Source organism: Streptomyces recifensis, from assembly GCF_002154615.1.
GTDB lineage: Bacteria > Actinomycetota > Actinomycetes > Streptomycetales > Streptomycetaceae > Streptomyces > Streptomyces griseoluteus.
Map to the genome: position 1 here is coordinate 1 of NZ_MUNH01000485.1, position 6,174 is coordinate 6,174.

The 6,174-nt window shown below is 70.1% G+C and carries 6 protein-coding genes and 1 pseudogene; 1 reads left to right on the forward strand and 6 read right to left on the reverse strand.

The genetic code is table 11. The features are described 5' to 3' along the window. The 6 genes and pseudogenes from CCN33_RS23485 to mgrA all read right to left on the reverse strand — a co-directional run. A pseudogene (locus CCN33_RS23485) lies at positions 1 to 203 on the reverse strand (ATP-binding protein); the annotation flags it as partial. A gap of 232 nt (positions 204 to 435) precedes the next feature. Next, entirely contained in the window at positions 436 to 609 is a 174-nt protein-coding gene (locus CCN33_RS23490; protein ID WP_086695494.1) for a CsbD family protein, read from the reverse strand. 85 nt (positions 610 to 694) lie between these two features. Further along, positions 695 to 1,333 (reverse strand): DedA family protein, encoded by a 639-nt coding sequence (locus CCN33_RS23495; RefSeq protein WP_086695495.1) that lies wholly within the window; start codon positions 1,331 to 1,333, stop codon positions 695 to 697. A 59-nt stretch (positions 1,334 to 1,392) separates the two neighbouring features. Continuing rightward, entirely contained in the window at positions 1,393 to 2,637 is a 1,245-nt protein-coding gene (locus tag CCN33_RS23500; protein WP_086695496.1) for a cation:proton antiporter, read from the reverse strand. A gap of 5 nt (positions 2,638 to 2,642) precedes the next feature. Beyond that, a complete protein-coding gene (locus CCN33_RS23505) occupies positions 2,643 to 3,128 on the reverse strand; it encodes a cation:proton antiporter regulatory subunit (protein ID WP_086695497.1) in 486 nt (161 codons plus the stop codon). A gap of 123 nt (positions 3,129 to 3,251) precedes the next feature. Then, positions 3,252 to 4,298: an L-glyceraldehyde 3-phosphate reductase gene (gene mgrA / locus CCN33_RS23510; protein WP_086695498.1), complete on the reverse strand. Its 1,047-nt coding sequence runs from the start codon at positions 4,296 to 4,298 to the stop codon at positions 3,252 to 3,254. A gap of 311 nt (positions 4,299 to 4,609) precedes the next feature. Between mgrA and CCN33_RS23515 the strand changes: the two genes are divergently transcribed. Next, positions 4,610 to 6,115: an MFS transporter gene (locus CCN33_RS23515; protein WP_086695499.1), complete on the forward strand. Its 1,506-nt coding sequence runs from the start codon at positions 4,610 to 4,612 to the stop codon at positions 6,113 to 6,115. Positions 6,116 to 6,174 lie beyond the last annotated feature (59 nt).

The following is a 6,174-nucleotide window of genomic DNA, read 5'->3' on the forward strand; positions in this document are numbered from 1 at the left end:
GCGTTGGTCACCAGCTCGCTGGCGACGAGCTGCGCGTCCTGCACGGTACGCGCCGATGGGGTGGGGCGGACCCGCGCGAGCAGGTCGGCGACCGCGTCCCTGGCCTCCGGGAGGGACGCGGTGTCGGCGTCCCAGCGGCGGCTGTAGCGCGGCAGCTCCGGCGTGGTCCGCGTCATGGTGTCTGTCGTGAGGGGGAGGTCCATGCGGAATCGCCCTTCTCCCGTGGTGGCCGGCTCGGGCCCCGTCGTGCGATCGCAGAGGATCGTCCCTTCTCCACCCGGCTACCCCCAGCTCCGCCGATCAAGGGGCGTCCGGGCGGGAATCCCCCGGACGCGTGAGAACGACCCCGCTAAAACACCGGGCACACAAAGCGGCGGGCCCGGAAATCCGCGATTGGAATTTCCGGGCCCGCCCCGGTACGGGCATCGCACCGACTCAGTGTTTGAACGTGTCCTTCGCCTTTTCCTTGGCCTGGCGGGCGTCGCCCTTGGCGCCTTCGGCGCGGCCCTCGGCCTCCATGCGCTCGTTCCCGACGGCCTTGCCCATGGTCTCCTTGACCTTGCCCTTGAGCTGCTCCGCCTTGGCCTTGCCCTTCTGGTCACCAGCCATGGGGTATTCACATCCCAACGTTTTCGGTGCGTGGTCGACATCCGGCTATCCCCAACGCCGCCGGCCAAACCAGAAAAGCCGAAACTCATTGACCGGTGTCGTTCCGTCGGGTCCGCCGGCGCCGCACCAGATGCCGGACGACCAGCGCCGCCACCAGCAATGCGACGGCGATGAGCACGTATCGCTGATAGCGGACGATCTCGTCGTACACCGCCGTGATGTGGCTGCCCGCCAGGTAGGCCAGCGAGGACCACAGGCCCACCCAGAGGGCCGCGCCGAGCGCGTTGAAGGCGAGGAAGCGGGGCCAGGCCATCCCGGTGGTGCCTGCGATGATCCCGTTGGCCTGGCGCAGCCCCTCCACGAACCGGGCCACCGTGACGATCTTGCCGCCGTGCCGCCGGAAGAACGCCTCCGCCGCCTCGAAGCGCTTCGGCGTCAGCAGGATGTACTTGCCCCAGCGCTCCACGACCGCCCGGCCGCCCGTACGGCCGATCACATACCCGACGTTGTCCCCGACGACCGCTGCCACGAACGCGATGACCGCCACGGCGACGATGTTCAGCTCGCCCGCGCCGGCGTAGACCCCGGCCGCGAGCAGAATCGTCTCGCCCGGCGCCGGGACTCCGAAGTCCTCCAGGAAGACGACCGCGCCGACGGCCCAGTAACCGTAGTGACCGAGCAGCGGGGCCAGCGGCGCCAGCGGGCCGGGGAGGGGAGGCGGCATGGCATCACCGTACGCCGCACCGCCCCCCGCCCCTCTGTGACCTGCGCGAAGGGCCATGCTCAGGGGCGGCCCACGGCGTCCTGGTCGCGCACCTCCGCCAGGGCGGGCGGCTCCGCGGCCGGCTCGGCGGGGGCCGTGCGGGCCCGGCGCCACTTGGCGATCCCCAGGGCGATCTGGTCGGTGTAGCGGGCGGTCAGCGGGCCGACGACCACCAGGATCAGCACGTACGCGGTGGCCAGCGGGCCCAGCCGGGAGTCGATGCCCGAGGTGACCGCGAGACCGGCGATGACCACCGAGAACTCGCCGCGCGCCACCAGCGTGCCGCCCGCCCGCCAGCGGCCCCGCACGGAGACGCCCGCGCGTCGCGCCGCCCAGTAGCCGGTGGCGATCTTGGTGAGCGCGGTGACGACCGCGAGGGCCAGCGCGGGCAGCAGCACCGGCGGGATGCTCGCCGGGTCGGTGTGCAGCCCGAAGAACACGAAGAACACGGCCGCGAACAGGTCCCGCAGGGGTGCCAGCAGGTTGTGCGCGCCCTCGGCGACCTCGCCGGAGAGCGCGATGCCCACCAGGAAGGCGCCGACCGCCGCCGAGACCTGGAGCTGCTGGGCGAGCCCGGCCACCAGCAGGGTGAGGCCGAGGACCACCAGCAGCAGCTTCTCCGGGTCGTCGCTGGAGACGAAGCGGGAGATGACCCGGCCGAAGCGCACCGCCAGCAGCAGCACCAGACCGGCCACGCCGAGCGCGATGGCGAGCGTGATGCCGCCCGCCACGAAGCCCGTACCGGCCAGCAGGGCGGTGACCAGCGGGAGGTAGACCGCCATCGACAGGTCCTCCAGCACCAGGATGCTGAGGATCACCGGGGTCTCCCGGTTGCCGATCCGGCCCAGGTCGCCCAGGACCTTCGCGATGACGCCGGAGGACGAGATCCAGGTGATGCCGGCCAGCACCACGGCGGCGATGGGACCCCAGCCCAGCAGCAGCGCCATCACGGCACCCGGCACCGCGTTGAGCGCGAAGTCCACCAGACCGGCCGGGTACTGCGTCTTGAGGTTGGAGACCAGGTCACCGGCGGTGTACTCCAGGCCGAGCATGAGCAGCAGCAGGATCACGCCGATCTCGGCGCCGATCGCCACGAACTCCTCACTGGCGCCCAGCGGCAGCAGCCCGCCCTCGCCGAAGGCCAGCCCGGCGAGCAGATACAGCGGGATGGGGGAGAACCTCAGCCGGGCGGCGAGCCGGCCGAGCAGGCCGAGGGCCAGGATGATGGCGCCGAACTCGATGAGGAAGACCGCGGAGGAATGCATCCGGATCACTCCCTGCCGAGGATCTCGGCGGCCGCGTCGACACCCTCGCGGGTGCCGATCACGATGAGCGTGTCACCGCCGGCGAGCCGGAATCCCGGGCCGGGGGAGGGGATGGCGTCGGCGCGGCGCAGCACGGCCACGATCGACACACCGGTCTCGGTGCGCATCCGGGTGTCCCCGAGCAGCCTTCCGTTCCAGTGCGAGACGGAGGACAGCGAGATGCGCTCGGCGACCAGGCCAAGCTCGGTGGTGGAGAGCAGGCTGGGGCTCTGGTGCGTCGGCATCAGCGCCCCGGCGACGGCCTCCGCCTCGCCGCCGGTCAACTGCACCGACAGCGCGCACGCGTCGGGGTCGTCCTCGCGGTAGGCGCTCAGCGTCCGCGCCCCGTCCCGGTGGGCCACCACCGACAGCCGGCGGTGTTCGCGGGTGGTGAGGTCGTACCGGACGCCGATCCCCGGCAACGGCGTCCTACTCGTGCGTGCGGTGCCCATGGCAACCCCCCTGACATTTTTGACTGTTTCTTGGTGCAACCATTGCCCACACCCTAGCTTGATGGTGCGTGGCCACACGGAAAGCGGTCTCTCAGGGGGGTCGCATCATGCTGTGTGCGGTTCTCAGCCGCCGAGGTTGCCCTGCCGGGCGTCGGCCCACAGGTCGACCCCGCCGTCCGTGGCGTACTTGTCGATCTCGGCCAGCTCCTCGGCGCTGAACTCCAGGTTCTGCAGCGCCGCCACGTTCTGCTCGAGCTGCTCGGTGCGCGAGGCGCCGATCACCAGCGAGGTCACCCGCTCGTCACGCAGCGCCCAGGCCAGCGCCATCTGCGCCAGGGACTGGCCGCGCCGGGCCGCGATGTCGTTCAGGGCGCGCAGCCGGCCACGCATGTCCTCGGTCAGCCAGGACTGGTCGAAGGACTTGCCCGCCGCGGCTCGCGAGTCCTCCGGCACGCCCTCCAGGTAGCGGCCGGTCAGCAGGCCCTGCGCCAGTGCCGTGAAGCCGATGACACCGAAGCCCTCTTCCTCGGCCACGTCCAGCAGACCCTCGGTCTCGATCCAGCGGTTGAGCATGTTGTACGACGGCTGGTGGATCAGCATCGGCGTGCCCAGCTCGCGCAGGATCGCCGTGGCCTGCCGGGTGCGCTCGGCATCGTAGGAGGAGATGCCGACGTACAGCGCCTTGCCCTGGCGGACGGCGGTGTCGAGCGCGCCCATCGTCTCCTCCAGCGGCGTGCTGGCGTCCAGCCGGTGGGAGTAGAAGATGTCCACATAGTCCAGGCCCATACGCTTCAGCGACTGGTCCAGGGAGGCCAGCACATATTTGCGCGAACCACCGCCCTGGCCGTAGGGGCCCGGCCACATGTCCCAGCCCGCCTTGGTGGAGACCACCAGCTCGTCCCGGTACGGCGCGAGGTCCTGCTTCATCAGCCGGCCGAAGTTGATCTCCGCCGAGCCGTAGGGCGGACCGTAGTTGTTCGCCAGGTCGTGGTGGGTGATGCCCAGGTCGAAGGCGCGCAGCGCGATCTCCCGCTGGGTCTCGAAGGGCCGGTCGTCACCGAAGTTGTGCCAGTAGCCCAGCGACAGCAGGGGCAGGTCGAGGCCCGAGCGGCCGGTGCGCCGGTAGCGCATGGTGCCGTCGTAGCGAGCGGGGTCCGCGACATGGTTCATCGGGTGATCTCCGGGTGATGCCGTAGGGGTGCCCCCGGGAAATGGGGCTGATCCACCCTGCGCCCTCGGCAGCGCGAAGTCCAACCGTCGGGCGTCATGGGATTGAGCTGCCTTGTTTCTTAATCACCCCGCCCCTGACCTCGGTGTTCGCCCATGCGCGCGTGGCCGGTGTGACGGGTGTGGCGTTGGGCAGCAGGATGGGACACGGGGCTGATGCCCGGTGCGGCCGGAGAAAGCGCCTTCCGGCGACACCGACGGCGAAAGGAGCGGCAGTGAGTGATGCCCTGTCCGGCGGAGAGCGGCCCTCAGGCATGAAGAAGAAGGCATCCGCGGCCGTGATGGAACTCCCCCATCAGGTCCGCGAGGAGCTGACCCACAGGCTGCGGCGCAATCGGGGCGCCTTCCGCAAGGACGACGTCCAGGTCGTCGAACCTCCGCTGCTCAAACGAGCCGTCGGCGCCTCGGCGCTCGGCAACTGCATGGAGTGGTTCGACTTCGGGGTCTACAGCTACCTTGCCGCCACGCTCGGCAAGGTGTTCTTCCCCGGCGCCTCGCCCGGCGCCCAGGTGATCTCCTCCTTCGCCACCTTCGCCGCCGCCTTCGTGGTCCGCCCGCTCGGCGGGCTGGTCTTCGGACCGCTCGGTGACCGACTCGGCCGGCAGAAGGTGCTGGCCACCACCATGATCATGATGGCCATCGGCACCTTCGCCATCGGCGTGATCCCCGGCTACTCCACCATCGGCATCGCGGCACCCATCCTGCTGCTGGTCGCCCGCATGGTGCAGGGCTTCTCCACCGGCGGCGAGTACGGCGGAGCGACCACCTTCGTCGCGGAGTACTCACCCGACCGGCGGCGCGGCTTCCTCTCCAGCTGGCTCGACTTCGGCACCTTCGTCGGTTACGCCCTCGGCTCCGCCCTGGTCACCGTGCTGAACCTGCTGCTGTCGGACGCCGAGATGCTCTCCTGGGGCTGGCGCATCCCGTTCCTGATCGCCGGCCCGCTCGGCGTGATCGGCCTCTACATGCGGCTGAAGCTGGAGGAGTCCCCGGCGTTCCAGCAACAGATGGACGAGCACGAGAAGAGCCTCGCCCAGGAGTCGGCGGGCAGCGAGTTCAAGGACATCATCAAGAGGCACTGGAAGGCGCTGCTCATCTGCATGGGCCTGGTGCTGCTGTACAACGTGACGAACTACATGGTCACCGGGTACCTGCCGACGTACCAGACCGAGACGCTGGGGCGGTCCAGCAGTTCGGCCGACGTGCTGGTGCTCATCGGCATGGTGTGGATCGTCATCCTGATCACGTTCCTCGGCCGGCTCAGCGACCGGATCGGCAGGCGCCCGCTGTACGGCTGGGCCGCTCTCGCCATGATCGTGCTGGCCGTCCCGGCCTTCCTGCTGATCAAGATGGAGGGCACCTGGGCGCCGATCCTCGGCGTGCTGATCCTGTCCACCCTGCTGGCCTGCTTCGCCGCGCCGAGCGCGGCCACGCTACCGGCCCTCTTCCCGACAGCCGTCCGGTACGCGGCGATGGGCATCGGCTTCAACTTCGCCGTCGCGGCCTTCGGCGGGACGACCCCGCTGGTGACCGCGGCGCTGGTGGACATCACCGGCGACGACCTGATGCCCGCGTACTACCTGATGCTGGCCGGCGTCATCGGCCTGATCACGGTGAAGTTCCTCCCCGAGAGCGCCCAGGTCCCTCTGCGCGGCTCGCAGCCCATGGTCGGCTCGGACGAGGAACGGCGTGAACTGATCACCACCTCCAAGGAGCTGTACGCCCTGGCGCAGGACAGCCCGGCGGCGGACCGGGGCTAGGGCCTCTCGTTTGGATCTTGCCGGGCTCCCTGATCCGGCCTGATCCAAACGAAAGACCC